The 25,532-nt window shown below is 65.8% G+C and carries 27 protein-coding genes; 10 read left to right on the top strand and 17 right to left on the bottom strand.

All coding sequences use genetic code 11. From position 1 onward, the window contains the following. Positions 1–5: 5 nt before the first annotated feature. From AB0L58_RS13920 to AB0L58_RS13910, 3 genes are all read right to left on the bottom strand, one after another. Positions 6–809, bottom strand: a complete 804-nt coding sequence (locus AB0L58_RS13920) for a crosslink repair DNA glycosylase YcaQ family protein (protein ID WP_364386262.1) — start codon at positions 807–809, stop codon at positions 6–8. A 63-nt stretch (positions 810–872) separates the two neighbouring features. Beyond that, positions 873–1,820 carry a M56 family metallopeptidase gene (locus AB0L58_RS13915; protein WP_364386260.1) on the bottom strand — a complete coding sequence of 316 codons (948 nt, stop codon included), beginning with the start codon at positions 1,818–1,820 and terminating at the stop codon, positions 873–875. Beyond that, a complete protein-coding gene (locus AB0L58_RS13910; protein WP_364386258.1) occupies positions 1,817–2,230 on the bottom strand; it encodes a BlaI/MecI/CopY family transcriptional regulator in 414 nt (137 codons plus the stop codon). Before AB0L58_RS13910 ends, AB0L58_RS13915 begins: the two co-directional genes overlap by 4 nt. 134 nt (positions 2,231–2,364) lie before the next feature. Here AB0L58_RS13910 and AB0L58_RS13905 point away from each other — a divergent pair, with 134 nt between their 5' ends. Next, positions 2,365–3,588: a metallophosphoesterase gene (locus AB0L58_RS13905; protein WP_364386256.1), complete on the top strand. Its 1,224-nt coding sequence runs from the start codon at positions 2,365–2,367 to the stop codon at positions 3,586–3,588. Between the two features lie 70 nt (positions 3,589–3,658). Here AB0L58_RS13905 and AB0L58_RS13900 read toward each other — a convergent pair whose 3' ends face one another. Beyond that, complete coding sequence (locus tag AB0L58_RS13900) at positions 3,659–3,895, bottom strand: hypothetical protein (RefSeq protein ID WP_364386254.1); 237 nt, start codon at positions 3,893–3,895, stop codon at positions 3,659–3,661. A 12-nt stretch (positions 3,896–3,907) separates the two neighbouring features. On the opposite strand from AB0L58_RS13900, the gene AB0L58_RS13895 reads away from it, so the two are divergent. Beyond that, entirely contained in the window at positions 3,908–4,042 is a 135-nt protein-coding gene (locus tag AB0L58_RS13895) for a hypothetical protein (RefSeq protein WP_364386252.1), read from the top strand. Between the two features lie 2 nt (positions 4,043–4,044). Here the strand turns inward: AB0L58_RS13895 and AB0L58_RS13890 are convergent, their stop codons facing one another. Then, positions 4,045–4,980, bottom strand: coding sequence for a helix-turn-helix domain-containing protein (locus tag AB0L58_RS13890; RefSeq protein WP_364386250.1), 936 nt, complete (start codon positions 4,978–4,980; stop codon positions 4,045–4,047). A gap of 71 nt (positions 4,981–5,051) precedes the next feature. Between AB0L58_RS13890 and AB0L58_RS13885 the strand changes: the two genes are divergently transcribed. Further along, positions 5,052–5,387, top strand: coding sequence for a cupin domain-containing protein (locus tag AB0L58_RS13885; protein ID WP_364386248.1), 336 nt, complete (start codon positions 5,052–5,054; stop codon positions 5,385–5,387). Positions 5,388–5,438: 51 nt separating this feature from the next. Here AB0L58_RS13885 and katG read toward each other — a convergent pair whose 3' ends face one another. The 3 genes from katG to AB0L58_RS13870 all read right to left on the bottom strand — a co-directional run bounded on the left by katG (position 5,439) and on the right by AB0L58_RS13870 (position 8,930). Then, a complete protein-coding gene (gene katG, locus AB0L58_RS13880; protein WP_364386246.1) occupies positions 5,439–7,670 on the bottom strand; it encodes a catalase/peroxidase HPI in 2,232 nt (743 codons plus the stop codon). A 45-nt stretch (positions 7,671–7,715) separates the two neighbouring features. Continuing rightward, entirely contained in the window at positions 7,716–8,147 is a 432-nt protein-coding gene (locus tag AB0L58_RS13875) for a Fur family transcriptional regulator (RefSeq protein ID WP_364386244.1), read from the bottom strand. 87 nt (positions 8,148–8,234) lie between these two features. After that, on the bottom strand, positions 8,235–8,930 hold the full coding sequence (locus tag AB0L58_RS13870; protein WP_364386242.1) for a MerR family transcriptional regulator: 696 nt from the start codon (positions 8,928–8,930) through the stop codon (positions 8,235–8,237). 112 nt (positions 8,931–9,042) lie between these two features. Here AB0L58_RS13870 and AB0L58_RS13865 point away from each other — a divergent pair, with 112 nt between their 5' ends. From AB0L58_RS13865 to AB0L58_RS13845, 5 genes are all read left to right on the top strand, one after another. Continuing rightward, a complete protein-coding gene (locus AB0L58_RS13865) occupies positions 9,043–10,254 on the top strand; it encodes an erythromycin esterase family protein (RefSeq protein ID WP_364386240.1) in 1,212 nt (403 codons plus the stop codon). Positions 10,255–10,691: 437 nt separating this feature from the next. Next, positions 10,692–11,096: a VOC family protein gene (locus AB0L58_RS13860; RefSeq protein WP_364386238.1), complete on the top strand. Its 405-nt coding sequence runs from the start codon at positions 10,692–10,694 to the stop codon at positions 11,094–11,096. A gap of 131 nt (positions 11,097–11,227) precedes the next feature. Next, positions 11,228–11,665, top strand: a complete 438-nt coding sequence (locus AB0L58_RS13855; RefSeq protein ID WP_364386236.1) for a VOC family protein — start codon at positions 11,228–11,230, stop codon at positions 11,663–11,665. Between the two features lie 151 nt (positions 11,666–11,816). Next, positions 11,817–13,070, top strand: coding sequence for a DNA polymerase IV (dinB, locus tag AB0L58_RS13850; RefSeq protein WP_364386234.1), 1,254 nt, complete (start codon positions 11,817–11,819; stop codon positions 13,068–13,070). A gap of 121 nt (positions 13,071–13,191) precedes the next feature. Beyond that, entirely contained in the window at positions 13,192–13,569 is a 378-nt protein-coding gene (locus tag AB0L58_RS13845; protein WP_364386232.1) for a PLDc N-terminal domain-containing protein, read from the top strand. 9 nt (positions 13,570–13,578) lie between these two features. Here the strand turns inward: AB0L58_RS13845 and AB0L58_RS13840 are convergent, their stop codons facing one another. The 6 genes from AB0L58_RS13840 to AB0L58_RS13815 all read right to left on the bottom strand — a co-directional run bounded on the left by AB0L58_RS13840 (position 13,579) and on the right by AB0L58_RS13815 (position 19,802). Beyond that, positions 13,579–14,745 (bottom strand): thiolase family protein, encoded by a 1,167-nt coding sequence (locus AB0L58_RS13840; protein WP_364386230.1) that lies wholly within the window; start codon positions 14,743–14,745, stop codon positions 13,579–13,581. A gap of 109 nt (positions 14,746–14,854) precedes the next feature. Continuing rightward, positions 14,855–15,733 carry a phosphoribulokinase gene (locus tag AB0L58_RS13835; protein WP_364386227.1) on the bottom strand — a complete coding sequence of 293 codons (879 nt, stop codon included), beginning with the start codon at positions 15,731–15,733 and terminating at the stop codon, positions 14,855–14,857. A gap of 19 nt (positions 15,734–15,752) precedes the next feature. Next, on the bottom strand, positions 15,753–16,817 hold the full coding sequence (locus AB0L58_RS13830; RefSeq protein WP_364386225.1) for a class 1 fructose-bisphosphatase: 1,065 nt from the start codon (positions 16,815–16,817) through the stop codon (positions 15,753–15,755). Positions 16,818–16,832: 15 nt separating this feature from the next. After that, complete coding sequence (locus tag AB0L58_RS13825) at positions 16,833–17,930, bottom strand: AAA family ATPase (RefSeq protein ID WP_364386223.1); 1,098 nt, start codon at positions 17,928–17,930, stop codon at positions 16,833–16,835. Then, complete coding sequence (locus tag AB0L58_RS13820) at positions 17,920–18,342, bottom strand: ribulose bisphosphate carboxylase small subunit (protein ID WP_364386221.1); 423 nt, start codon at positions 18,340–18,342, stop codon at positions 17,920–17,922. Before AB0L58_RS13820 ends, AB0L58_RS13825 begins: the two co-directional genes overlap by 11 nt. 17 nt (positions 18,343–18,359) lie before the next feature. Next, positions 18,360–19,802 (bottom strand): form I ribulose bisphosphate carboxylase large subunit, encoded by a 1,443-nt coding sequence (locus tag AB0L58_RS13815; protein WP_364386219.1) that lies wholly within the window; start codon positions 19,800–19,802, stop codon positions 18,360–18,362. A 233-nt stretch (positions 19,803–20,035) separates the two neighbouring features. On the opposite strand from AB0L58_RS13815, the gene AB0L58_RS13810 reads away from it, so the two are divergent. Next, on the top strand, positions 20,036–20,902 hold the full coding sequence (locus AB0L58_RS13810; protein ID WP_364386681.1) for a LysR family transcriptional regulator: 867 nt from the start codon (positions 20,036–20,038) through the stop codon (positions 20,900–20,902). Positions 20,903–21,169: 267 nt separating this feature from the next. Further along, positions 21,170–22,051: a class I SAM-dependent methyltransferase gene (locus tag AB0L58_RS13805; RefSeq protein ID WP_364386217.1), complete on the top strand. Its 882-nt coding sequence runs from the start codon at positions 21,170–21,172 to the stop codon at positions 22,049–22,051. Here AB0L58_RS13805 and AB0L58_RS13800 read toward each other — a convergent pair. Genes AB0L58_RS13800 through AB0L58_RS13790 form a run of 3 tightly spaced genes read right to left on the bottom strand, consistent with a single transcriptional unit; the run spans position 22,031 to position 25,428 of the window. After that, entirely contained in the window at positions 22,031–23,443 is a 1,413-nt protein-coding gene (locus AB0L58_RS13800) for an FHA domain-containing protein (RefSeq protein WP_364386215.1), read from the bottom strand. The genes AB0L58_RS13805 and AB0L58_RS13800 overlap by 21 nt on opposite strands. Further along, positions 23,440–23,883, bottom strand: a complete 444-nt coding sequence (locus tag AB0L58_RS13795) for a hypothetical protein (protein ID WP_364386213.1) — start codon at positions 23,881–23,883, stop codon at positions 23,440–23,442. The genes AB0L58_RS13800 and AB0L58_RS13795 overlap by 4 nt, the downstream gene beginning before the upstream one ends. 3 nt (positions 23,884–23,886) lie before the next feature. Then, positions 23,887–25,428, bottom strand: coding sequence for a hypothetical protein (locus AB0L58_RS13790; RefSeq protein WP_364386211.1), 1,542 nt, complete (start codon positions 25,426–25,428; stop codon positions 23,887–23,889). Positions 25,429–25,532: the final 104 nt, after the last annotated feature.

Here is a 25,532-nt window from a genome sequence, read left to right as displayed (position 1 = left end):
ATCGATCAGTGGGCGTGCTGGAGGTCGGCGGGCAGGATGGAGCGCCCGCCCGCCGCGCCCGGACCGTCGACAGGGCGCAGGTCACCCGCTCTCCGCGTTCGGCGCAGACCGGTTCGATCAGCGTGGATTCGTGCACGGCCTGCACCGGCGGGCACGTCACCGCCGCCGTCGCGGTAGTCGCCGGACTGATCGGGCTCAGCGCCCGGATGCCGAAACCGGCTGCGGCGCAACAGGCGGCAGGATCCCCTCGGGAAAAGTGGAAACACCGCACGATCGGTGTGCGCCGGACCGTGACACAACGCCCCCTGCCAAGCCAGCGGCTTGAGCAGCGCACCCCACCCAGAGCGCAATTCCGCGCCGAGCCGATGGAATGCAGGGTCGGTGAGCAACGCGTCGACCAATTCGTCCCGGCTGAGCACCACGCCGTCGAGCACCCGCGCCACCGCATCGGCCAATGCCGCGACCTCCGCCGGCGACGCCCCGAATGTGCGCTGCCAGGCCGGCTTTTCCCAGGTGCGAGCGGAGCCGATCAAGGACAGGATCGCGGCCGCCATATCGGGGGCGAGCGCGTGCAGAGTTCCGCGCATGGCCCAGGTTTTCATCAGGCTGCCCGCTGCCAGTTCCGGTAGTAGCGCACCTGGATCGGGTTTTCTGCGCCGCAGCGCCACCGCGAGATCCGCGGCCGCGGTCACTTGGGCCTGCACACCGCACAGCCGCCCGACGATCTCGGTGACCCCGACATCGTCAGGTGCGGTGACGAACTGCCTGCGTAGTCGCCAAGCGAAAACCTGATCCCAGGTGAGGTGCACCTATCCCCTCCGCTGTTCTGCCGCCGGACCGGACCCCTTACCGGCTCCGGTGCAGTGCCGGATTCACCCCAGCACTGTGCTGCAGAACAGTACTCCGACCGCAATCTCGAGTAGCCCCACCACCGTTGCCGCCATCACGGCGAGCAATGCGGTGCGGTTCGTCGCGCGCCGAACCGCACCGACCGGTGCGACCAACCGCTCGGCTCGAACCAGTACGGCGGTGGCCGCGGCGCTCAACGCGCCCGCCGGAAGCGGTTCGGTCGCGCCGACGATCGCGAGCAGACCTCCGAGCAGCGGCTCCCGGCCGTGCGTGCGCGCCGCCGTATCGTCGGCACACATCTCGAGTAGTCGGCCGATTTCGTGCACGCCGTCGGTCGCCAGACGCATGCCGGGCAGTGTGATCGCGATACCACGCAGGAATCGGAGCAGTCCGGCATGCCGCTCGTCCAGATGTGCGTGCTCGTGGGCGAGCACCGCGGCGAGCTGCTGCTCGGTCAGCGCGTCCACGGCCGCGCTGGTGACCACGATGGTGTCGGGCCGTCCGGCCACGCAATAGGCTTGGCGTTCCGGCGAATCCAGCACCACCGCACCGACGCCGGGCACGTGTCGACCGACCATGCGAACGGCCCGCCCGTGTGCGATGGTTTTGCGTCGCATGAACAGCATCGCCCGTGCGGCATGCGCCGAGATGCCGAGCAGCCCTGCGGCGACCAGGGCCGCGCAGGTCAGGGTGCCCAATTGGACCAGCAGGCCGCCGTGCAGATGCACCGGCGTGGCCAGTGCGGTGTAGCAGTCGTGCAGCGTATCGGCGGGATGCCAGTAGGTGGCGAATTCGACGATCAGAATGCCGGCCGCAATGGCCCACGCACCCAGTGCGCCCGCGATCGCGACCAGCCAGGCGAGCACCCCGAGTCGGGGCGCGACGCCGCGCCGGGTGAGTCTGCGCAACACGGTCGGGCCGAACGTGGCCACCATGCTGCCGTAGATCATCAGGCTGACGGCTACGTTCACGGCGCCTCTGGCGTTTTGCGCGAGGTCAGCCGACGCAGCGCGGCACGCAGTCCTGCCGACTCCTCCTCACTGATCCGATCGACGAAATGGCTGAGCACCAGATCCGAGCGACCGCCCGAGCCGAGGGCCTCGAGCATCAGTCGCGCGCTGTGTTCCTCGCGGGTGAGTGTCGGCCAATATCGATATGCCTTACCCGCGCGTTCGCGCGCCAGCCAGCCCTTGCGGTGCAAATTGTCCATGGTCGACATGACCGTGGTGTAGGCAATACCGCGTTCAACGGCCAGTTCGTCGAAGATTTCGCGGACCGTTGTGGTCTCCGCGTCCCGATCCCAAATGCGGTCCATGATCACCGCCTCCAAATCCCCGAATCCACGCACGATGCCGACTCCCTCATCAAAAAAACTGGACATCTCTGATATCCAAGGGTAGCTGGCTCGACTTGTTACTACGTAGTCATACCGTAGATCAGTGTGTGGCGTGGCGGATGAGACCTGTCGCCAGCCGAGGGGGTCTCGTCGACCTCGACTGGACATAGAGTGCTGCCGTGGACGTGGTGATCGCGGTCGTGGGAGTCGTCGTCGGCGCGGGAATAGTCGCGCTGGGCGTGGTCGGCGTGCACTGGTATCTGTGGCGGCGGCTGGTGCGGGATACAACGGTGCGCGGATCGACCGCCCGCTGGGTGGGGACGGGGGTTATCGTCGCCGGGACGGTGCTGTTGATCGGCGCATTCGGATCCGAATCAGCCGGAGTTCCGTTCCTCCTCACGCGAATCATCGCCTGGCCCGGCTATCTGTGGGGTGCGCTGTTCCTCTACCTCGTGCTGTGGCTATTGGCCGGTGAGCTGATTCGGCCGCTTTTCCGGCGCTGGATTACGCGTTCGAGCGGGTCCGAGGACGTGCGGTTCTCGGCAATCGAGCCCCCGCCGCGAGACCAGCCCGCACCGGTTTCCCGGCGGCTGTTCGTCGCTCGCTCGGTCGGCGCCGCGACGACGCTGGCTGCGGTTGCCACCGTCGGCTACGGCACCCACAACGTGCTGGCGGGACCGCGAGTGAAGCAGTTGACGGTGCCGCTGGCCAATCTGCCGCGTGCCGCACACGGTTTCCGGATCGCCGTGGTCAGCGATATCCATCTCGGTCCGATTCTGGGTCGCGGGTTCGCCGAGCGAGTGGTCGAGACGATCAACGGCACGCAGCCGGATCTCATTGCCGTGGTGGGCGATCTGGTCGATGGCAGCGTCGAACATCTGCGCTCGGCAGTCGAGCCGCTGTCGCGATTGCGGGCGCGACAGGGCGCCTATTTCGTCACCGGCAACCACGAATACTTCTCCGGTGCCGAGCAGTGGATCGAGCAGGTGCAGGAACTCGGATTGCGATTGCTGGCGAACAGCCGCGCCGAGCTACCGCATTTCGACCTGGCCGGTGTCAACGATATTCAAGGCGAACGCATCGGGCAGGGGCCGGATTTCGCCGCCGCGCTCGGCGACCGTGATCTCGCGCGCACCGCGGTTTTGCTGGCGCATCAGCCCGTGCAGATCCACGATGCGGTCGAATTCGGTGTCGATCTGCAACTGTCCGGCCATACCCACGGCGGTCAGCTATGGCCCGGCAATTTAGTTGCGGGCCTGGCCAATCCGACCGTCGCAGGCCTGGAGCGCTACGGTGACACCCAACTCTATGTCACGCGCGGCGCGGGTGCGTGGGGACCGCCGGTCCGGGTCGGTGCCCCTTCCGATATCACCGTGATCGAACTGGCGTCGAAACAGGCGTGACCGGACCGCTGGGATCGAGTGGCAATTCAGGCCGTGCTGGGATCGAGTTTCGTTCGGATCCATGCGGTGATCATTTGTGAAGTCGTGGCGATGTATTCACCACGACGCTCGCGGTGGTGTTCGAGCGCACCGCCGCCGCGAACATGGTGTTGAGCAGCATGGCGGCCATCGGGTCGTTTCGGCGATCCGCACCTGGGCCGGTGATCTGGACGATCAGCGCCTCGACCGCCGAGGTTTTGGTGATCCAGATCGCCGGTCCCGGTGACGACCACGAATACGATGTGGCAACTTTCGTACTGATCAACACCGGTTTCGCGCCGTGCTGCGCGCCTCGGCACTGGAGGTCGACGGCCACGAGCGCCGACAGGCCATCGCCATGACAGCAGAGATGATCGCGGCATGGGCCGAGGCCGACCCCGAGGCCGCCGAAGCGTGGAATACCAGACGCCGCTGACATCACGAGGTCCGGAACGCCCGTCGATACGCGCCCGGGGTTGTGCCGACCTGAGCGCGGAAGCGGCGACGCAGGTTGACCGCCGAAGTGAGGCCGACGCGGCCCGCGATGGCCTCGACCGGTAGGTCCGTCTGTTCCAGCAGGATGCGCGCCTCGGCCACCCGACGCGACAGCAACCATGTGCCCGGACTGGTGCCGAGTTGATCGGCGAAGCGTCGGGCCAGTGTGCGGGGCGAGACATTGGCGTGTGCGGCCAGGTCGCGCACCGACAACGGTGTCCCCAGGCGCGCGCCGGCCCATTCGAGGAGCCCGTCCAGTGCGTCCGTGGGCCGTGCGGTCGGAGCGTATTGCGTCTGGCCACCGTCGCGATGCAGCGGCATCACCATGTGTCGGGCCAGCAGGGCGGCATGCGCGGCACCGTGGTCCCGACTGACCAGATGCAGGCACAAGTCGATACCCGCGCCCGCGCCGGCGCTGGTCGCGACATCGCCATGGTCCACATAGAGCCTGTCCGGTTCCACCCGTATCTCGGGGAACTCCTGCTGCAGTTGGGCTGCGCGCGCCCAGTGCGTGGTGGCCGAGCGGCCGTCCAGCAGCCCGGTGCGGGCCAGCGCGAATACCCCGGAGCAGATCGTGACGAGACGCGCCCCACGAGCGTGCGCACGCAACAGTGCGTCGCGTACGCGTGGTGACAGCGGCGTCTCGACCGGCGCCCAGCCGGGAATGAGGACGGTGTCCGCGGATGCGAGAGCCGTGAGGTCGTGCGTCACCGCGATCGCGTACCCGGCCGTCGTCGGCACCGGTCCGGGTGTCTCCGCGCACACCTCGAACTGGTAGTGCTGCGGCACGCCGGACCGCGTGGTGCCGAAAACCTCGACGGCACAGCCGAGTTCGAATGTCGACTGCACCGGCCGCACCAAGGCGATGACGCGATGCATGGCAAGAAAGTACCCCATGGTGTCTTACTCGACACTTCCCCCCGACGGTCGCGCACGGCACCGTGACAACCATGCACCACGAGATCCTCTCCCAAGCGGGTTACACCTCCGCCTCCGTCGATCGATCACCCGTGCGTGAGCTGTTCCCCGGGATCCGGGTCCGCCCACTGTGGACAGGGTCCTCCGGCGCGCACGCCAACGTGCTGGAGATGGATCCGGGCACGTCATGGCCGCACCGCGATGTCCACGAGCCGGGACCGGAGGAGGTCTACGTGGTCGCGGGCACGTTCAACGACGGCGCGCGCGATTACCCGGCCGGAACTTTTCTGCACGCCCCGGCCGGATCCTGGCATGTTCCGACAACCACGACCGGTTGCACGCTGTTCGTCTTCTACCCGGAAGGCTAGGAGCGCGGGCTGGTGGGCCCCATCGAATCTCCCGATGGGGCCCGATCGAGATCAGGCGAGGTCGAACCGGTCGTTGTCGACCACCTTCACCCACGCGGCGACGAAGTCGTTCACGAACCTCTCCGCGCCGTCCTGCTGCGCATAGACCTCGGCGACCGAGCGCAGCACCGAGTGCGAGCCGAAGATGAGGTCATTGGCGGTGGCCGTCCACTTGGACTGGCCCGAGGACCGGTCGAAGCCTTCGTAGACATTTTCCGCCGACTCGGACGCCTTCCACTCCGTGCGCATGTCGAGCAGATTGACGAAGAAATCATTCGTCAGCAGGCCCGGACGCTCGGTGAGCACACCGTGCTTACTGCGCCCGTAGTTCGCGCCAAGGGCGCGCAGGCCGCCGACCAGTACCGTCAGCTCCGGAGCCGTCACGTCGAGCATGTACGCCCGGTCGAGCAGCAGACGCTCCAGCGGGGCCTTCTCGCCGGACCGCGCGTAATTACGAAACCCGTCCGCTCGCGGTTCGAGCACCGCGAACGATTCCACATCGGTGTTCTCCTGCGTGGCGTCGGTCCGTCCGGGTGCGAACGGCACCGTGATGTCGTGGCCGGCGTCCTTGGCCGCCTTCTCGATCGCCGCGGACCCGGCGAGGATGATCAGGTCGGCCAGCGACACCTTCTTGCCGCCGGCGGCCGAACCGTTGAACTCCTGCTGGATCTGCTCGAGCACAGGCAGTACCTTCGCCAGCTCGGCGGGTTCGTTGACCTCCCAATCCTTTTGAGGCGCAAGCCGAATCCGGGCACCGTTGGCACCGCCGCGCTTGTCGGTGCTGCGGTAGCTCGCGGCCGCCGCCCATGCGGTCCTGACCAACTGCGCGACCGAGAGCCCGGAGTCGAGGATGTTTCGCTTCAGCGCCGCGACGTCCTGTTCGTCGACCAGTTCGTGATCGACGGCCGGAACCGGATCCTGCCACAGCTGCGGCTCGGGAACCCATGGCCCGAGGTAGCGGCTGCGCGGTCCCATATCCCGGTGCAGCAGCTTGTACCACGCCTTGGCGAACGCCTCGGACAACTCCTCCGGGTGATCCAGCCAGCGGCGGGTGATCTCCCGATAGATCGGATCTTCCCGCAGCGACAGATCGGTAGTCAGCATGGTCGGGGTTCGGGCGGGCCCGCCGAACGGATCCGGAATAGCTCCCTCGCCCGCACCGTCCTTCGGCTTGTACTGCCACGCCCCGGCCGGGCTCTTGGTCAGCTCCCACTCGTAGCCGTACAGATTCTTCAGGAAGCCGTTGTCCCACTTGGTCGGAGTGGCAGTCCATACGACCTCGATACCGCTGGTGATGGCGTCCTTGCCCTTGCCGGTACCGTAGGCACTCTTCCAGCCCAGGCCCTGCTGCTCGAGCGGGGCTGCTTCGGGTTCGGGACCGACCAGGTCGGCATCACCCGCACCGTGGGTCTTGCCGAAACTGTGGCCGCCGACGATCAGTGCGGCCGTCTCCTCGTCGTTCATCGCCATGCGGCCGAACGTCTCTCGGATGTCCCGCGCGGCGGCCACCGGATCCGGCCGGCCGTTGGGCCCTTCCGGATTCACGTAGATCAGGCCCATCTGGACCGCACCGAATGGTTTCGCCAGATCCCGGTCACCGCTGTAGCGCTCATCGCCGAGCCAGGTGTCCTCCGGGCCCCAGTACACCTCTTCCGGCTCCCAGATATCTGGGCGGCCGAAACCGAAGCCGAAGGTTTGGAAACCCATCGAATCGAGAGCGACATTGCCCGCGAACACCAATAGGTCGGCCCAGGAGATCTTATTGCCGTACTTCTGCTTGACCGGCCACAGCAGCCGACGAGCCTTGTCCAGACTTGCGTTGTCCGGCCAGCTGTTGAGCGGTGCGAAGCGCTGCGCTCCCTGACCGCCGCCACCGCGACCGTCAGCGATTCGGTATGTGCCCGCCGCATGCCAGCTCATCCGGATGAACAGGCCACCGTAGTTGCCGTAGTCCGCGGGCCACCAGTCCTGCGAGTCGGTCAGGATTGCGGCGACATCGGCCTTCAAAGCGTCGACATCGAGCTTGTTGAACTCTGCGGCATAGTTGAAATCCTCGCCCAGCGGGTTGGCCTTGGACGAATGTGCGTGCAGCACCGAGACATCGATCTGCTCGGGCCACCAGTCCTTGTTGGTGTGGGGGCGATGCTCGGTCTGCGGAGTCGGGGACGGGATGGCCGGGTTCTCGCTCTCGCTCGCGATTCGAATTCCGGTCTCAGGAGCGAGGGGGCGGCTATCGGATGTCATGACATTCCTTCCTGAAATGGATATGCGGCTGCGTTCAGGACGTGATCAAACGGCGGGCGATGCGGCGCAGTCGGGACACTGGCCCCAATAGATGACCTCGGCCTCGTCGATGGCGAAGCCGCGGTCGTCGGTCGCGGTCAAGCACGGGGCCTCGCCGACCGCACAGTCGACATCGGCGATCGATCCGCACGTCCGGCATACGACGTGATGGTGATTGTCACCGACCCGTGTTTCGTACCGCGCGACCGAGCCGGACGGCTGAATGCATCGAAGCAGGCCTGCGGCGGTGAGCACGCGCAACGAGTCGTACACCGCCTGGTGCGACACTGCTGACAGCCGAGATCGGACGGCGCGGATGATCGAATCCGTGTCGGCGTGCGGATGTTCGTGCACCGCACTCAAAATCGCAATACGCGGAGCGGTCACGCGAAGCGAAACTCCCCGCAGCATCTGCTGGAATTCCGTGTCCGTGGGCACGTCCAGGAGTCTCGTCCGTTTTCTGGAACGAGTCAAGCATGCCTACTGGTGTTTCAAGTTTCGGTGGGCATGCGGCAAGACCCCCTGCTACGTCTGATCGAGCATGGTGAGGTAGGTATCCAACTGGGCCGCGCCGGTGAGAAGGTTGCGGCTGCGCGTGCGCAGCCGGTCCTGCCAGGAGTCGAGGAAGGCGGTCAACGCGTCTGTCCCGCCCGCCTCGCGCAGCGACTCGATGAACTGCGCGACCTGGTGCAGCAGGTACCCGCCGCGGCGCAGCTGTCGGACAATCTCGGCGTCGCGCACGCAGTCCGGTCCGTACCGGCGGTAACCCGTTGCCTGGTCGCGTTCGGGGTCGAGGATGCCCGCGGCCTCCCAGGTACGCAGTGTGGCCGGGTGCACGCCGAGTCGGCGCGCGAGTTCGCCCACGGTCAGCGGTCGGCCGCGGAGCGGGGTCGGTGCCGTGGTGGACAGGCTGCCCAGTGCGGTTGCGACCTCGGTGCGGGTGTTGCGTTCGGTGAGCAGCGCGACGTGTGCGGCGTCGATGAGCCGGTAGGCGGACTCGCTGTCGCCGCGGTTGGTCGCGCGCATGATCTCCAGCGCCTGCTGGTGCCCATGGCCACCGCGCAACGCGAGGAAGGCGCGTAGCGCCTGTGCGTGCAGGGGCGTGTAGCGCCGGTAGCCGGTCTCGGTGCGCACGGTCGGCGGGAGGATGCCCGCGTCGTCGTAGTTGCGGACCGCCTGCGCGGACAACCCGTGTTCCCGGGCGAGATCGATGGGTCGCAACTTGAACCTCCTTTGAGGCTTTTCTACCCGAAGACGCATGTTGAAGTCACATAAGTTTCACTCGATCCTTCAACGATAGTGTCGAGGTCAGTTCCTATCGGAAGGGCTTTTCATGTCCACTGCCGCATCCTTGCGCGAGATCGGCCGCCAACTCGACGATCCTGCCGGCCTGGGCCGTGCCGTCGACGAACTGCTCGCCACGCGGACCCGGCCGCCGACCCTGCTCGCCCTCGGCGAGCCGACACACGGGATCGAGGCCTTCCCGTTGCTGCGCAACGAACTCCTCGGTCACCTCGTCGAACGCGGGTACCGGTCGATCGTGTTGGAAACGGATTTCTTCGCCGCGTCCGTTGTCGACGACTACGTGGCCGGGGCAACGGCGGAGCTCGACAAGGTGCTCGCGACCGGGTTCAGCCACGGGTTCGGAGCCGTGCCGGGCAACCGCGAACTCGTCGAATGGCTCCGCGCGCACAATGCCGGTCGCGCACCGCGGGATCGAGTCCGCTTTTACGGTTGCGAGGCACCACTGGAGTACGCCGCCGCACCGAGCCCCCGACGCGCACTGTCCGCGGTCGTCGAGTACCTGCCCGAACCGCTGCGGCCGGGGACGGTCCACGACCTCGACGCTCTACTGGGCGAAGACACGGACTGGACGAACGAGGCGGCCATGTTCGACCCGGCGGCATCGATCGGCGACTCCGATCACGCCCGCGCCCTGCGTATCGTCGCCGATGACCTCGCCAGCGCGCTGCGCCGCGCCGCCCCCGGCCTGCGCCCCGCCGACCCGAACGGCTACGACCACGCCCGCGCGCACGCGCGAACCGCCCAGGGCCTGTTGCGCTATCACGCGGCGATGGCCGGTACCGCGCCCGATCGCATCGCGATCTTGCTCAGCCTGCGCGCCGAAATGATCGCCGACAACCTGCTCGCGATCGTTACCCAGGAGCAGCGGCGCGGACCGAGCCTGCTGTTCGCGCACAACGCGCACCTGCAGCGTGCCCAACTGTCGGTCGGCGCGGACGATATGAACTGGGCCAGCGCCGGTGCGCTCGTCGGGCTCACCCTCGGCGAGCGGTACGTATTCCTGGCAACCGACGCCAGCCCCGACACCGATCCGGGCACCCTCCAAAACCTGTTGGCCGAGGCGACCACCCGGCGCGCCCTATTCCCGACACCGGCTCTGCGCGCCGCACTTCCCCCATCGGTCGGCACGGGCAAACCGATCGTGCGCGGCCACATCCCGCTCAACCCAACAGACTTGACCGGCGCCGACGCGGTCATCTTCATCGCCGACACCGACGGAAAACAGCATCAGTACTGGTAGCCGCTCCCGATGCAGTAACAACGGCCAGCGCGGAGCCCGCGCAGCACTCATCGGACCCGCCAGGAAGCTTGGCGCATAAGAGAGCTCGCTGGCGGAGATCCCCAGACGGAGAGTCGGTCGAACTCGAGGTCAAACCCAGCGTCTGCGCGACCCCTTCATCTTCACCGTCAACCTCTCGGCAAGATCTGGTGGGTCGCAACGTGGATGCCGATTGGCTACCCGGCCGCAATCGCCGGAACGCGCGGTGATGCCGAGGCGCGTGCACTCAGCGGGCTTCAGCTGGAAAAGCGTTGGTATCAACGCATTTGCTTCGCTTCTGGTCGAACTGCGCCGGTTTCCGACGAGGTTGCGCCACAGCATCCAGCCTCATGACCGCTTCACCGTGCCGACAAGGAAATCGCTGTTCGGAACAGTCTCGCACGCGTAGTGTCGCGCGCATGTCTTCCAGGATCACCGAACTGGTCATCGACTGTGCCGACCCACAACGGCTGGCGGACTTCTGGTGCGAAGTCCTCGGCTTCGTCGAACTCGGCTGGGAGGGCGAGGACCACCTGGAGATCGGCCCGCCCGGAACCGGCTTCGGCGGACCGCAGCCCACTCTGGTGTTCGGTCGCAGCACCGAGCCGAGGCGCGGGAAACTGCGCCTGCACTTCGACGTGAACCCCACCGACCGCGATCAGGACGCGGAACTGGAACGTCTACTCGCCGCGGGTGCGCGGAAGGTCGACGTCGGCCAGCCCGGCGCCGCAACGTGGCACGTACTGGCCGACCCGGAGGGGAACGAATTCTGCCTGCTCCGGCACCGGGTCGAGCCGGTGGAGAGCCACCCGAACACACCGTGATGCCGCTTATCGAGCGGATTTCCGCTGCCCACCGCGGTCGAGGAGCCGATCCAGCAGCGGGCCGAGCGTCAGCGCGCCTGAACCGATCAACCCGGCCAGAATGGGCCGTAACGAACCTGAGGAGAATCTCGATGACGATCCACCGGATGGATCACGCCGGCATTGTGGTCGAGGATCTCGCGGCTGCTATCGCGTTCTTCGTCGAACTGGGCCTGGAACTGGAGGGCGAAGCAACAGTCGGGGGCCAATGGGCCGACGACCTCCTCGGACTGGACGGCGTCCGAGCAGACATCGCCGTCGTTCGGACGCCGGACGGCCATGGCCGGGTAGAGCTCTCGACGTTCCACTCGCCAGCGACCACCAGCACTGCGCCGAAAGCGCCGGTGAACACCCCGGGCATCCCTCGCCTGACGTTCGTCGTCGACGACGTCGTGGACGTCCTCGACCGCCTGCGCGCCCATGGCGCCGAACTCGTGGGCACAGTAGCCCAATACGAAGACATCTACCGGTACTGCTACGTCCGCGGCCCCGACGGCATCATCGTCGGGCTGGTCGAGGAACTGCACTGAACGACAACCTCACCCACACCTTGTCCCCGACCGGGACCTTCAACCGCCGTGACCTGGGCACAGCGGCTCCTTCCCAGCTCGATGTGCTCGGAGCGTAAACCGAGCAACCTGCCAGGAAGTTCGACGCGCCAGCGGCGATCTATGCGAACATATGTTCGTGTCCGAGTCTGTCCCGCCATCGATTGCGCCGCGTTCCCAGCGGCCGCGGATCGAGGCGCGGGCCGAGGCGTCGATCCTGCATGCGGATCTCGACTCGTTCTACGCCTCGGTGGAACAGCGCGATAATCCACGGCTGCGGGGGCGGCCGGTGATCGTGGGTGGTGGCGTTGTGCTGGCGGCCAGCTATGAGGCGAAGGCGTTCGGCGTGCGCACGCCGATGAATGGTGGCGCAGCGCTGCGGCTTTGCCCGCATGCGATGGTGGTGCCACCGCGCATGTCGGCCTACGCCGAGGCGAGCAAAGCCGTCTTCGAAATCTTCCACGACACGACGCCGGTGGTCGAGGGCATTTCGATCGATGAGGCGTTTCTCGATGTCGGTGGGCTGCGGCGGATCGCGGGCGAACCCGTCGAGATCGGGCAGCGGTTGCGGGCTGCGGTGCGCGAGCAGGTCGGACTGCCGATTTCGGTCGGTATCGCGCGGACGAAATTTCTGGCGAAGGTGGCCAGCGCGGTGGCCAAACCAGACGGCTTGCGTCTGGTGCCGCCGGAACTCGAACTCGATTTCCTGCATCCACTGCCGGTCGAACGACTATGGGGCGTCGGCGAAGTCACCGCACGCACCCTGCACGAACACGGCATCACCCGGATCGGTCAACTGGCCGAACTCGGCGAATCACCGTTGCGCGCCATCCTCGGCCCCGCCGCGGCGCGGCACCTGTACGCACTGTCCTGGGCTCGCGACCCACGTCGCGTCGAAACCGGCGTCCGCCGCCGTTCCATCGGCGCGCAGCGCGCACTCGGTCGGCGGCACCGGCCACCCGACGAGATCGAGGCCTACCTGCACGGGCTTACCGACCGCCTCGGCCGCCGATTGCGCGCGGCCGAGCGGGTGACCCGAACTGTGGTGCTGCGCATGCGTTTCGACGATTTCACCCGGGCTACCCGCTCGCATACCCTGCCCGAGGCCACCGATCACACCGAAACCATCCTGTACGCCGCGCGCACCTTGCTCGGTGCCGCGATGCCCATGATCCAGGAGCGCGGTCTGACCCTCATCGGTCTGGCACTGACCAATCTCGACAATGCCGATACCGTCCAGCTCACCCTGCCGTTGGAACCGCGTGCTATCAACAGCCTCGATGCCACCCTCGACGATCTGCGCCGCCGCTTCGGGTCATCCGCCGTCACCCGTGCCGCGCTCATCGGTCGCGGTGAAGGCCTCTCGGTCCCGCTGCTGCCGGACTGATGCACACGAATGCGACGTGTATCCTCCATGCAGGCCGGTTCGGCGGGGGGTGACCATCGAACTTTCGGAAACCGCGGATGAGCAGGCCATAGCAATTGCCGTGCGCCCGAGGAGATTTCCGATGCCATACGCAGTGTTGGGCCTGATCACGTTGGCCCTGTGGGTCTACTGCCTCGTCGACATCATCACCTGCCCCGATGCCGGGATCCGGAATCTGCCGAAGATGGCGTGGCTCATCGTCGTCATCCTGGTGCCGACCGTAGGCGCACTGTTGTGGCTGTTCGCGGGCCGCCCACTGCACGAAGGCGGCCCGCGAACAGCCACCCGCTACGCCGAGTACGACCGGCCCGGCCGTTACGTCGCGCAGAATCCGGACGATGACGAAGCCTTCCTGCGCGGCCTGCGGGAACGTGCCGAATCCCAGCGCCGCGAGGCCCGCCGCCAGGAGTTGGAACGCCAGCGCGACCTCGATCGTCGCCGCGAGCAGGGTGAGCTGTAGGCCGTCGCGTCAGAGGCGTTCGATGATGGTGGCGTTGGCGAGGCCACCCGCTTCGCACATGGTCATCAGGCCGTAGCGGCCCTGCGACTGTTCCAGGTGGTTGACCAGGGTGGCGAGGATGCGGGTGCCCGAGGCCCCCAGCGGGTGGCCGAGGGCGATGGCACCGCCACGGGGATTGAGTTTGGCCGGGTCGGCATTGAGGTCTTGCTGCCAGACCAGGGGCACCGGAGCAAAAGCCTCGTTCACTTCGTAGGCGTCGATGTCGTCGATTGTCAGCCCGGCGCGAGCCAGCACCTTGCGAGTGGCGGGGATGACGGCGGTGAGCATGAGCAGCGGGTCGTCACCGGTGACCGCGAACGAGTGAAAGCGGGCGCGCGGACGCAGGCCGAGGGCGTTCGCCTTTTCCTCGGTCATGATCAGGGCGGCCGAGGCCCCGTCGGTGAGCGGGGACGAGTTACCCGCGGTGATGGACCAATCGATTTCCGGGAAACGCGCCGTGAATTCGTCGTCGGCGAATGCGGGGCGCAGCCCGGCCAGAGCTTCGGCGGTGGTGCTCGGGCGGATGGTCTCGTCGGCGGTGAGCGTGCCCGCGGGGACCAGTTCGTTGTCGAAGCCGCCTGCCGCGGCGGTTTCGGCGGCCAACCGGTGCGAGCGGGCGGCGAAGGCATCGAGCGTCGCCCGGTCCAGCTTCCAGCGCTGGGTGACGATTTCGGCCGAAATCCCCTGTGCGATAAGACCTTCCGGGAAGCGGTGGGACAGCGGACCGCGGTTGGCATCCTTACCCTGGGCATTGGAGAACATCGGCACCCGGCTCATCGACTCCACACCGCAGGCGATCGCGATGTCATAGGCTCCGGCAATCACGGCCTGCGCGGCGAAATGCGCGGCCTGCTGGCTCGATCCGCATTGCCGGTCCACCGTGGTGGCGGGCACGGATTCCGGGAACCCGGCGGCCAATACGGCGGTACGCGAAATATTGAACGCCTGCTCGCCACTTTGGGTGACGCAACCGCCGATCACATCATCGATGAGTGCCGGATCGACGCCGGTGCGCTCGATCAGGGTCCGCAGCACCTCGGCCAGCAGGGTGGCTGGATGCACATCCGAAAGTCCACCACTGGCTTTCCCCTTCCCGGAGGGTGTCCGGACAATGTCGACGATGACTGCGGATGTCATGACGGCTCCTTGCTGCTTTCATGATCGCCGATGCGAATGACGATTAACTTATGACACTGTACGCCGATCTGCTGTATCGCCGCGACCGGGGCACGGACCCGAGCCGCGATCAGCGAGAACGCTTGGGGCGCTTATCCATCAGCCGCAGAATCAGGGGCGTGAAGATGAGTTGCATGGCCAGGTCCATTTTGCCGCCGGGGACAACAATGCAGTTGGGGCGGGACATGAAGGAGTCGTGCAGCATGGACAGCAGATAAGGAAAGTCGATGACCTTGGGGTCGGCGAAGCGGATGACGACGAAACTTTCGTCGGCGGTGGGGATGGTGCGGGCGATGAAGGGGTTCGAGGTATCCACAGTGGGAACGCGCTGGAAGTTGACATAGGTGTGGGAGAACTGCGGGCAGATGTATTTCACGTAGTCGGGCATGCGGCGCAGGATCGTATCGATCACGGCCTCACTGGAATAGCCGCGTTCGGTCTTGTCCCGGATCACCTTCTGGATCCATTCGAGGTTGACGATCGGCACCACGCCGACCAGCAGATCCGCATATTGCGCGACATTCACCGAATCGGTGACGGCGGCCCCGTGCAATCCCTCATAGAACAGCAGATCGCTGCCCGGTGTCAGATCCTCCCACGGCGTGAAGGTGCCCGCCGGTTGTCCATACGGTTTGGCTTCCAACTCGTCGTGCAGGTATCGGCGCACCGAACCCACGCCGGTCTCCCCGTAGTCGTGAAACAGCGTCTCCAACTCTTTCAACAGATTCGCCTCCTCACCGAAATGCGAGAAGGTGCGATTATTGTTCTGCTCGGCCTCGGCCATCGCGAGCTTCATCTCGTTGCGGTCGTAGCGATGGAACGAATCCCCCTCCACGATCACCGCATTGATACCCTCGCGGCGGAATATCTCCTGAAAGGTCCGCGTGACACTGGTCGTGCCCGCCCCGGACGAGCCGGTGATGGCGACGACGGGGTGTTTGACCGACATGACATCTCCTCAGGGGATTTCAGCGCCCAGCCGGACGGAACAACGACCGCGACCCGAACAGTGAACTGTCGAAACTGGGCCCTTCCTCGGGCTCGCTGTGATAGCGCTCGATCCGCCCGACCTCATTGCGCGAACCGAAGATCAGCGGCACCTGCTGATGCACCTGTTCCGGCGTCACCTCCAGCACCCGATCACCACCCGTGGTCGCCCAGCCGCCGGCCTGTTCGACGATGTAGGCGATCGGATTCGCGCCGTACAGCAACGACACCCGCCCCGACCGCCGAGTGTCGTATGGATAGAGGTAGACCCCGCCGCGGGTCAGGATGTGGAAGGTATCCGCGACCAATGACGCGACCCAGCGCATATTGAAATCCCGCCCCCGCGGCCCGTCCACACCGTCGAGACATTCGTGGACATACCGGCGCACCGGCCGTTCCCAGAACCGCTCATTGGCGGCATTGATCGCGAATCCCGAAGTATCCTCCGGGATTCGCATGCGCGGATGGGTCAATACGAATGCGCCGATCTCCCGATCCAGGGTGAATCCGTCGACACCGCTGCCGGTGGTGAGCACCAGCATGGTCGCCGGTCCGTACAGCGTGAATCCCGCACAGACCTGCCGCACACCCGCCTGCAGGAAGTCCGCGTTGGTCGGCGGACCGCTGTCCGGCGCCCGCAGTACACTGAAAATCGTTCCGACGGGCAGGTTTACATCGATATTCGAGGAGCCGTCCAACGGATCGAAGGCCAGCAGATATTTGCCGCGTCGGTGCTCGTCCGGCACCGGATGGACATCGGTCATCTGCTCGGACAACAGCGCCGACAGATGCCCCGTCCACTGGGTCTCGGCCACCATGATGTCATTGGCGATGGCGTCGAGTTTGCGATGCACGGTCGGCGGCAGGTTGTCGGGTTCGGAGGCGCCGAGTGAGCCGACAATGGCCCCCCTGGTCACCTGGTTGGCGATGATTTTCGTCGCGGTCGCAACGACATTCACCAGGGCGGAGAATTCACCGGATGATCCGGGATGCCGGTGCTCCTCCTCGATCGTGTAGCGGGTGAGGGTCTTCAGTCCTTCTGGCATGGGTTCTCGATCTCGTCACGCGGGGGCCCTTGCGGTCGGCCCATCCGGCTGCTGTCCTGCGGTGTTCGATTGGCGGCGCTCCCGGGGCCCTGTGTGGTCACTCGAGCTACCGTCACCGAGTCCATCGCTCGCGCCGCGGAATACGCTGCTGCCGTGGACATCCCGGTCGGTCAGCGTGATCAGGTCGGTTTTGGTGAGCGGTCGCCGCAGCTCGACCAGCCGTTTGGCCTGCCGTAACCGGCAGCGGTCCAGGGCATTGCGCACACTGCGCGCATTGGAGAATCGGGGGCGGGTCATCCGCAGCGTGAGATATTCGCCGAAGGCAGCGTATCCGGAGTCGTCGAATCGGAAATTGTCCCGTGCCACCATGATTTCGGCGATGCGCACCAGCTCGTCGTGGGTGTAATCGCTGAATTCCAGATGATGGGCCACTCGCGAGGACAAACCCGGGTTCGCGGAGAAGAATTTCTCCATCCGATCCGGATAGCCGGCGAAGATCACCACCAGACTGGTGCGCTCGCTCTCCATCTCCTGCAGCAGGATCTCGATGACTTCCTGTCCGTAGTCGCGTTCGTTCTCCGGGCGGAACAGGTAGTAGGCCTCGTCGATGAAGAGCACTCCCCCGGCCGCTTTGGCCAGGGCCTCCTTGGTTTTGGGCGCGGTGTGCCCTATGAACTGGCCGACCAGATCGTCACGAGTCACCGTGTGCACCTTGGGTTTACGGATGTAGCCGAGCGCATGCAGCATCTCGGCCATCCGCAAGGCCACGGTGGTCTTGCCGGTGCCGGGACCGCCGGTGAAGCTCATATGCATGGTCGGCCGGGAGGCCCGCAGACCGAAGCGCTGCCTGGCCCGATCGATCAGCAGCAGCGCCGCGATCTCCCGCACCCGCCGCTTCACATTCGCCAGACCGACGAGTTCGGCGTCGAGCCTGGTCAATACGTCCTCGACGTCATTGCCAGCGATATCGGTGGACAGATCCAGCACCGCGTCCTCGGCCAGCAAATCCTCCAGCGGCGCCTGCGCGGGTACCGCTCGCACCGGCCTGCCGTCGTCCACGTCGGGCCGGTGCAATCGGAAACCGCTTGCCGCGCTCGATCTTTCAGCCGCCATACCGAGTACCCGGCCGTTCATCGGTGGCATACGAGTGCAGCCCGTAGGTCTGGCGCCGGTCCGGTCCCTCGGTGCGGGCCAGCAGGAATCCGGGCTCGGTGAGAGGACGCTGCACCAGGAAGCTCAATGCGGTGGTCTGCCTGCCATAGCGGGCGTCGTAGGCGAGGATCCGGATGTAGTGTCGCGGAAAGGTAGTGCGGCATGCGTCGATCTCGGCGAGCACACCGTCGGGCTCGTCGAGATCGAACAGCGGCAGCCCCCACATTTCCCAGTAGGTATTGCGGGGGTGCGGATCATCGGTGTATTCGATGGACACCGGCCAGTTGTTGAGCAAGGCGTAGCGCACTTGGGCCGCGATTTCGGCGTCGGTGAGTTCGGGCAGATACGAGAAGGTTCCGTGGCGCAGATACATGTGCGGAGTCCTGTCGTTCAGCGGCTGGCCGTCGGCACGGCATCCGGCGCGTCGGTGGAGGTGTAGTCGAAGGTGACATCGCCCCAGGTCGAGAGCGCGACATCGAGCGGGCGGCAGATCTCGGCGGCCTTGCGCAGCACATCCGGGCCCTCTTCGAGCAGATCGCGCCCCTCGTTGCGGGCCTTCACGACCGCCTCGAGCGCCACCCGATTCGCCTCCGCCCCCGCGGCGATGCCGAGCGGATGCCCGATGGTGCCGCCGCCGAATTGCAGGACCACGTCATCGCCGAAAAGGTCCAACAGCTGATGCATCTGCCCCGCGTGGATACCGCCCGAGGCCACCGGCATGACACCGCCGAGGCTGGCCCAATGCTGGTCGAAGAAGATGCCGTTGCCCGGATTGGTGGGAATGTGGTTCTCCCGCAATGTGTCGTAGAAGCCCCTGGTGGTTGCCGGATCGCCCTCGAGTTTGCCGACCACGGTGCCCGCGTGCAGGTGATCGACGCCGATCAGCCGACACCATTTGGCCAGCACCCGGAAGCTGACGCCGTGGGTCTTCTGCCGCGTGTAGGTGGAGTGCCCGGCCCGATGCAGGTGCAGCAATACACCATTGCGCCGGGCCCAGTGCGACATCGATTGCATGGCGGTGAATCCCACCGTGAGGTCCATCATGATCACGACGCTGCCCAATTGCTTGGCGAACTCGGCGCGCTCGTACATCTCCTCCATGCTCGCCGCGGTGACATTGAGGTAGTGGCCCTTGATCTCACCGGTCTCGGCCATGGCGCGGTTGACCCCCTCCATGGCGAACAGATACCGGTCGCGCCAGCGCATGAACGGCTGGGAGTTGATGTTCTCGTCGTCCTTGGTGAAATCCAGGCCGCCCTTGCACGCCTCGTAGATCACCCGGCCGTAATTGCGCGCGGACAGACCGAGTTTCGGCTTCACGGTCGCACCGAGCAACGGCCTGCCGTATTTATTCAGGTACTCGCGTTCCATGACGGTCCCGTGTGGCGGGCCCTGGAAGGTTTTGACATAGGCCACCGGAATCCGCATATCCTCCAAGCGCAGTGCCAGCAGCGGCTTGAAGCCGAAAACATTGCCGATGATCGAGGAGGTCAGGTTGGTGATCGACCCCTCTTCGAAGAGGTCGAGATCGTAGGAGATATAAGCGAAGTACTCGCCGGGGCGGCCGGGAACCTCATCGATGCGATAGCATTTGGCCTGGTAGCGGTCATGCGCGGTGAGGCGGTCGGTCCATACGACAGTCCAGGTGGCAGTGGATGATTCGCCCGCGACCGCGGCCGCCGCCTCGATCGGATCGACACCTTTTTGCGGGGTCACGCGGAAGACCGCGAGGACATCGGTATCTTTGGGGACATAGTCCGGGGCGTAGTAGCCCATGGAAGCGTAGGAGTGGACACCCGGATCCCAGCGGTTGGGCTCGGTTTCGTCGGTCATCATTGCTCCGCTCGGTTTTGCGGGTGATCGGCTCGGAGTATGTTGCGCGAAGCATCGGCGCCCGGATATCGAGCAGGACATTCGGCTCGGATGTGGTGCGGGGTGCTGCGCCTGAGACGTGGGGTGAACGCCTACTGAGTTCAAGGATGACGGCGTCGTCGATGACAGACAATTTGATTGTTCCTCGGAATACTCAACGGATTCATCGAGTTTGATACCGTCGAACCGTGGGCATGGTGAGTGCGGCGAGGATGGAAACATTCCTGGCCGTGGCTCGGCAGGGCAGCATCCGCCGCGCCGCCACCCAGCTGCACATCACCGAGGCCGCCGTCTCCGCGGCCGTCGCACACATCGAAAAGCAGCTCGGGGCAAAGCTCATCGCGAAGGCCGGACGTGGTATCGCGCTCACCGAGGCAGGACGCATCTATTCCGAATACTGCCGCACCATCCTCGGCCTGATGAAGGAAGCGAATGCCGCGGTGCGCAGGGCCGAGACCGGCAAGCTGCGGATCGGTGTGGTCGCAACGGCCGGTGAGTATGTGCTGCTCGGACCGCTGGCGTCATTCCGGAATCGCTATCCGGATATCGAACTGAGCCTGTCGGTGCAGCCACGCGATGTGCTGTTCCTCGAATTGCACCACCACGAAACCGATCTCGTCATCGCGGGCCGCCCACCGCGCGACACCGGGCTGGTCATCCGAGCCCGGCGGCCGAGTCAGCTCGTGGTCGTCGGCGCGCCGGGCTGCCCCGATCCGCTGCGCAACACCTGGCTGTTACGCGGTCGCGGTTCCGGTACCCGCGACGCCACACTCAGCCTCATCGACCGCCTCGAAATCTCCCCGCCCACCCTAACCCTCGGCAGCCACGGTGCCGTCCTGGCCGCCGCCCGTGAAAGCTTGGGCGTCACCCTCATGCACACCGACGCGCTGGCCCAAGACCTGGAATCCGGTCTGCTGCAAGTACTTCCGGTCGACGGCACCCCCATGGACCGGCCGTGGCACGCCGTCACGACGCGCACCCCCACCCCCACTACCCGTCTCTTTCTCGCCCACATCCTGGACCCGGCCGAAGTGGGCGCCCACGCCTTCCACCCGAGCTAGAACTCCGGGCGGTGGAGTCCGGGGGGCACGACACCCGGACTCCACCCGACTGGCGATCGAAACGATCGCGCAGGTTGTCGGCGGTGAATTCGCCATTGGATGATTGTGAACCGAATACCGGCTCAGCAGCATGTTTCGCTGTTACGAGCCGGTGAAATATCGCATATTGCACGGCTCGTTTCCCGACGGAATTCTATCGGATGGCACCAGCTGGTCAGCAGGGGCCCTGACCGGATATCGAAGCAACGCTGTGCCAGACTGGCGCACATGGCTGGTGGGGAAGCGTTGATTTCGAATGTGTCCGATACCGCGCGTTGGGTGGCCACCTACCGCGCGATGGAGACCGCGCGCGAGGATGCGCTGTTCCGCGATCCGCTGGCCGAACGCCTGGCCGGAGAGCGCGGCTATGCCATGGTGGCGGCCGCGTCGCGAATGATGCGCGACGGCTGGCCGGTGGTCACCCGAACCACAATCATCGACGATCTGATCGCGACCGCCCTCGCCGAGGGCTGCGACCGGGTGCTCAATCTCGCCGCCGGACTCGACACCCGCCCCTACCGCCTCGAACTGCCCGCCGATTTCGTCTGGGTCGAGGCCGATCTGCCCGCGCTCACCGCGGAGAAGGAGGCCGCTCTCGCGGACGAGAAGCCGCGCTGTGCGCTGATCCGCCGTGGTGTCGATCTGGCCGACCCGGCCGCGTCGGCGAAGTTCCTGGATTGGGCACTCGGCTCGCTGGGCCCCGAAAATGGCACCGCCACCAAGGCTTTGGTGCTGACCGAGGGTCTGCTGATGTATCTGGAGGAGGACACGGTCCGCACCATCGCGGCCGCCCTGTCCCGGCCGCAGATCCGCTGGTGGGTCATGGACGTCACGATGGAAATGCCCCGCATGCGCTCGAATTCGATGTTCGAGAACGCACCCCTCAGATTCGAACCCCACAACGGCATCGCCTACTTCGAGGAGCTCGGCTGGCACGCCCGCGAGATCGAACATCTCCTCGTGCACGCCCGCAAACTCCACCGTGCACCCTGGTACCTGCGCCCGTTCACCTATCTCCCGCAGCCCGACCCACGCAAACCCGGCCGCAGCCCCTGGTCCGGAATCGTCCGCTTCGAGCGCGGCTCGGGTTCAGAACTGGCTGTGTTGTGAGTCGAAGGTGAGGATGCGGCCGCCGAGCAGTATCTGGGCACCGGCGGCCAGGGTGGTGAGCTGGTTCGGCATGGCACGGCTCCACTCCTGGTGGCCGGGCATCCGGACATAGGTGCCATTGGCCGAGCCCTGGTCGACCACGACGACATCCCATTCGACCAGCCGAACCTCCACATGCGCCCGCGACATCGCGCCCGAACTGTCCGGCAGCCGGATGGGCCGCGCGCCACGCCGCACCGCCTCGGCATGTTCGGGTTCGCGTCCGAGGACGATGTCGTTGTCGAGTACGAACGATGTTCCGTCATCCAGCATCAGCAAACCCAGCGGCGGCCGCACCCCCTCGGTCAACACGCAGGTCAACTGATCCATCCGAATCCCGCACACCGCGCAGAACGACACCCGCGGATCGTTCAGATGCTGCCGCGAACACATGAACCCCCGAACCACCGCCCGACCACCCCCTGGCCCCGAAGCCATCCCATTCTCCAGCGGTGCGACCGGCTCCGGTACGGCGATCTCGGATTGCTGCGCGTTCTTGCGCAGCCCGACTCGGCGCCGCTCCCCGGCACCCGAAACCGCACCCCTCGGCGGCAGATTACCCACACCCATCGCGGACGCGCGTTCCCACGGTGCCGCCTTCCCCGCCGATCCGCCCCCGATCGGCGGCTGCACCGCAGCACTTTCCGGCGGCGGCGCGACGAGTTCGACCAACGGCTCCGGGACCTCGCGCTGCCGCGCATCCTCGACCCCGACCGCTGACACTGTTCCCACACCAGCCGTCGACGACGCGTTCTGCGGCGACCCCACCCCGGCTTCGCCACCATCCGCTTGCGCCGGCCGCCGCGCCGCCGACACACGAGCTGATGCGGGCACTCCGAACCACAGCACCGCCCCGGCACCGGGCACCGTTCCCTCGTCGAGTCGGGCGATGCCGCGGCTCGGCAAGGCCGAGACGACCACCGCGTCCTCGTCTACGAACAGTCCGATCCCGATAGCGGGTGCCGGGATAACCACGCGGTCGACCGTGAATCCGGCATCCCTGCCGTGCAGTACTTCCGCGCGACCCGACGTCGCTACCACCGCGGTCACACCGCCGTGCAGGAAGACCGCCACTCCCGCCGTGCTCGGGGTGACTACCCCGAATTCCACCTGCTCCTCGTCGTCCAGACTCATCAACCAGTTGGTGGCAAGTCGTGCAAACCTGCGTCCGGTGCGCGGTTGCTCCTGCGCGCCTGCCTCCTGCACCAACTCGAGCAGCGCCGTCAGCGTCTGCGCCGCAGGCGATTCGACATCGGCCGTACCGTCCGACCGGTGCGCGACGACGAGCACGACCCCGCCACTGTTCGCGATCAGATGTGTACCACCCGGCAGCACCTCGAGTTGCGGACTCACAGGAACCGCCCGCCCTGGAACCGCCACCGATGGAATACCACCCGCATCGGCCCGTTGACGATGAGCCAGAACACCATCCACGTGACGACGAACTGGATCAGGAATGCCGTCAGCGACGCATGCAACGCCTGCGGCAGCACAACGGTCGTGTGGTGCACGAGGACCCACATCAGCGCCGCCTCGTTGATCACCGTCCAGAAGCCGAACAGCGTCGGCCAGTCCTTCTCCCATCGGAACTGCTGCAGAAAATGGTAGAGCAACTCCCACAACACGCCGACGAGCACCGTCGCCAGCAGCACCGACAACGTGACCCGGTAGGCGTTGCCGAGCGATAGCGATCCGGTCGGCAGCACCGGCGTAATCATCACCGCGACCAACAATCCGATAACGCCGAGCGCGAGTAAGCGGGTCTGAATCCGCCCGTTCAAGGTAAGCAGCATCGATCAGATCTTCTTGTTCATCGCCCACAACCACCATTGCCGAGTCGATCGCAGTGGCCCCATCCGCTCGCAGAAACCCAGCGCCGCAAGGTCATCGGCGATCTCCTGCGCCGCGATCTGCAATCCGAGAAAAGTATCCACGCCCGGAAACGGTCCCCCCAGCGTCGCACTACCCGATGCATAGATGCGTCCGCTGCCACTTCGGGTACCGATCAACTCGAATGTGGTCGCCACATCCATCCGCCCAACCGGATTACGCCCGGCCCCGGCATGATCGAGCAGATCCGCCAGCAACCGATGTTCGCGCACGTCGGCCTCCAATCCGGTGCAGTCGATAATGTAATCGGCCGAAATGTCGAACGGCTGGGTCGGCGGCGGAAACGGCAGCGCCGCCGTGGGATCCGGCACTATCGTGGTGATCACCCCGCTCGGCCCGCGGGCAGGACGCAGATCACGCGCACTGCCCGCCATCACCTGATACCAACCTTCCTTACGTCCGCGCCGCAGCTGCTCCTGCCAATTCGAGCGCACCGGGGTGTTGGTCCCGCCCATCTCCTGGTAGGCCTGTGCGCGCTGCTCTCCTTGCAGCGTGCGCATTTTCGCTTTGAGCTGCCCGCCCCATACCGACTTCGGATAGTTGAATCCCTGATACGACCACCCGTCGCCACCCTTGCGCCGACTGAAAATATTCGGTCCGTGCGCGGTGGCGACATAATGTCGAAACAGATGCAGGATCTGGGTATTCAGCCGCAGTTTGTCGCGATCGTCGATGATCCGTTGCAACACCCGGCTCGCCACGATCCCGCTGCCGCGGATCATCACCTTCCCCGGCCTGCGCTGCAGTGCCTGATATACGTGCTCGTGCGGTTCGTACGCATTCACCACGCGCGTCGGATCCCGGTACTTCTCCCGATACTCCTGCAGATCCGGCAGCAACTTCAGCCCCGGATAACCGACGCCCACATGGACGTACGTACTGCGAAACGCGATCCGTTTGGTCGGCGCCGCACCGACGGGCGGGGTGAGGACGCTGAAATACCCACCGCCGTAGCGTTTGCGCACCATGCGCACATGCCCCTTGTGCAACGAACCCGCATATCCGATCCGGTGGAACTCTCGTTCCATCGCGGCGAACGCCTGTCCCGCCCTCGGCGTGTAGTAGTTGCTGAAGATCGGCTCGGTGAAGACGTTCCACAGCGGCCGCATGGTTTTCTCCGCCAATGCCTCGCGCACCGCGTACGACGGAAAGCCCCACATATTGTCCGGGGTCGAGGACGAGTCGCTGCGCAATCGCTCCCCGCGCGGAATCTGCGATACCCGCGTCAGATACTCATACGACGACCACGGCACCTCCTGTGGCCCGAGCACCGCCATCGATGCCGCCGCGACGCCGTAGACCCGCAGGGTGTCGTAGGTGACGAAGGAGCCGATCCCGCTGCCGATGGTCACGAACGCGACGTCCACCACCGGAATGCCCGCCCGGCCCACCATCTCGTCGGTCCACACGTCGGTTTCGACGAGCTCGCGCGTGATATCTCCCCGCATTTTCGGGATGCTACCGGCCGGAACTTAGCGACCGCTTTCGAATACCTTGCCCGCACACGCATTCCGCACCACCGACCGACGACCGCGCGACGCGCGCCGAGCAA

It is taken from the genome of Nocardia sp. NPDC052112, assembly GCF_040680135.1.
Classification (GTDB): Bacteria; Actinomycetota; Actinomycetes; order Mycobacteriales; family Mycobacteriaceae; genus Nocardia.
Note: the sequence above shows the minus strand (reverse complement) of the source record. Positions and strands in the feature narration are given on the sequence as shown.

Coding starts and splice junctions, on each gene's coding strand:
- AB0L58_RS13910 (WP_364386258.1), bottom strand. CDS start 2,230: ATGTCCAGTTTTTTTGATGAGGGAGTCGGCATCGTGCGTGGATTCGGG.
- AB0L58_RS13815 (WP_364386219.1), bottom strand. CDS start 19,802: ATGACCGACGAAACCGAGCCCAACCGCTGGGATCCGGGTGTCCACTCC.
- AB0L58_RS13835 (WP_364386227.1), bottom strand. CDS start 15,733: ATGTCGGTCAAACACCCCGTCGTCGCCATCACCGGCTCGTCCGGGGCG.
- AB0L58_RS13865 (WP_364386240.1), top strand. CDS start 9,043: ATGTCCACTGCCGCATCCTTGCGCGAGATCGGCCGCCAACTCGACGAT.
- AB0L58_RS13860 (WP_364386238.1), top strand. CDS start 10,692: ATGTCTTCCAGGATCACCGAACTGGTCATCGACTGTGCCGACCCACAA.
- dinB (WP_364386234.1), top strand. CDS start 11,817: ATGTTCGTGTCCGAGTCTGTCCCGCCATCGATTGCGCCGCGTTCCCAG.
- AB0L58_RS13855 (WP_364386236.1), top strand. CDS start 11,228: ATGACGATCCACCGGATGGATCACGCCGGCATTGTGGTCGAGGATCTC.
- AB0L58_RS13810 (WP_364386681.1), top strand. CDS start 20,036: ATGGTGAGTGCGGCGAGGATGGAAACATTCCTGGCCGTGGCTCGGCAG.
- AB0L58_RS13790 (WP_364386211.1), bottom strand. CDS start 25,428: ATGCGGGGAGATATCACGCGCGAGCTCGTCGAAACCGACGTGTGGACC.
- AB0L58_RS13805 (WP_364386217.1), top strand. CDS start 21,170: ATGGCTGGTGGGGAAGCGTTGATTTCGAATGTGTCCGATACCGCGCGT.
- AB0L58_RS13830 (WP_364386225.1), bottom strand. CDS start 16,817: ATGCCAGAAGGACTGAAGACCCTCACCCGCTACACGATCGAGGAGGAG.
- AB0L58_RS13795 (WP_364386213.1), bottom strand. CDS start 23,883: ATGCTGCTTACCTTGAACGGGCGGATTCAGACCCGCTTACTCGCGCTC.
- AB0L58_RS13845 (WP_364386232.1), top strand. CDS start 13,192: ATGCCATACGCAGTGTTGGGCCTGATCACGTTGGCCCTGTGGGTCTAC.
- AB0L58_RS13840 (WP_364386230.1), bottom strand. CDS start 14,745: ATGACATCCGCAGTCATCGTCGACATTGTCCGGACACCCTCCGGGAAG.
- AB0L58_RS13820 (WP_364386221.1), bottom strand. CDS start 18,342: ATGTATCTGCGCCACGGAACCTTCTCGTATCTGCCCGAACTCACCGAC.
- katG (WP_364386246.1), bottom strand. CDS start 7,670: ATGACATCCGATAGCCGCCCCCTCGCTCCTGAGACCGGAATTCGAATC.
- AB0L58_RS13890 (WP_364386250.1), bottom strand. CDS start 4,980: ATGCATCGCGTCATCGCCTTGGTGCGGCCGGTGCAGTCGACATTCGAA.
- AB0L58_RS13885 (WP_364386248.1), top strand. CDS start 5,052: ATGCACCACGAGATCCTCTCCCAAGCGGGTTACACCTCCGCCTCCGTC.
- AB0L58_RS13825 (WP_364386223.1), bottom strand. CDS start 17,930: ATGGCGGCTGAAAGATCGAGCGCGGCAAGCGGTTTCCGATTGCACCGG.